1 protein-coding gene is annotated in these 1,149 nt (G+C 39.4%); it reads left to right on the top strand.

What is annotated here, in order from left to right; genetic code table 11:
- Positions 1-145: 145 nt before the first annotated feature.
- Positions 146-976 carry an oxacillin-hydrolyzing class D beta-lactamase OXA-1 gene (locus tag L2I46_RS29155; RefSeq protein ID WP_001334766.1) on the top strand — a complete coding sequence of 277 codons (831 nt, stop codon included), beginning with the start codon at positions 146-148 and terminating at the stop codon, positions 974-976.
- The last annotated feature ends 173 nt before the right edge of the window (positions 977-1,149 follow it).

Raw genomic sequence — 1,149 nt, 5'->3', positions numbered from 1 at the left:
CGCAGTGATGCCTAACCCTTCCATCGAGGGGGACGTCCAAGGGCTGGCGCCCTTGGCCGCCCCTCATGTCAAACGTTGGGCGAACCCGGAGCCTCATTAATTGTTAGCCGTTAAAATTAAGCCCTTTACCAAACCAATACTTATTATGAAAAACACAATACATATCAACTTCGCTATTTTTTTAATAATTGCAAATATTATCTACAGCAGCGCCAGTGCATCAACAGATATCTCTACTGTTGCATCTCCATTATTTGAAGGAACTGAAGGTTGTTTTTTACTTTACGATGCATCCACAAACGCTGAAATTGCTCAATTCAATAAAGCAAAGTGTGCAACGCAAATGGCACCAGATTCAACTTTCAAGATCGCATTATCACTTATGGCATTTGATGCGGAAATAATAGATCAGAAAACCATATTCAAATGGGATAAAACCCCCAAAGGAATGGAGATCTGGAACAGCAATCATACACCAAAGACGTGGATGCAATTTTCTGTTGTTTGGGTTTCGCAAGAAATAACCCAAAAAATTGGATTAAATAAAATCAAGAATTATCTCAAAGATTTTGATTATGGAAATCAAGACTTCTCTGGAGATAAAGAAAGAAACAACGGATTAACAGAAGCATGGCTCGAAAGTAGCTTAAAAATTTCACCAGAAGAACAAATTCAATTCCTGCGTAAAATTATTAATCACAATCTCCCAGTTAAAAACTCAGCCATAGAAAACACCATAGAGAACATGTATCTACAAGATCTGGATAATAGTACAAAACTGTATGGGAAAACTGGTGCAGGATTCACAGCAAATAGAACCTTACAAAACGGATGGTTTGAAGGGTTTATTATAAGCAAATCAGGACATAAATATGTTTTTGTGTCCGCACTTACAGGAAACTTGGGGTCGAATTTAACATCAAGCATAAAAGCCAAGAAAAATGCGATCACCATTCTAAACACACTAAATTTATAAAAAATCTAATGGCAAAATCGCCCAACCCTTCAATCAAGTCGGGACGGCCAAAAGCAAGCTTTTGGCTCCCCTCGCTGGCGCTCGGCGCCCCTTATTTCAAACGTTAGACGGCAAAGTCACAGACCGCGGGATCTCTTATGACCAACTACTTTGATAGCCCCTTCAAAGGCAAG

This window comes from Klebsiella sp. 2019SCSN059, assembly GCF_021739525.1.
In the GTDB taxonomy this organism is placed as follows: Bacteria; Pseudomonadota; Gammaproteobacteria; order Enterobacterales; family Enterobacteriaceae; genus Klebsiella; species Klebsiella quasipneumoniae.
Note: the sequence above shows the minus strand (reverse complement) of the source record. Positions and strands in the feature narration are given on the sequence as shown.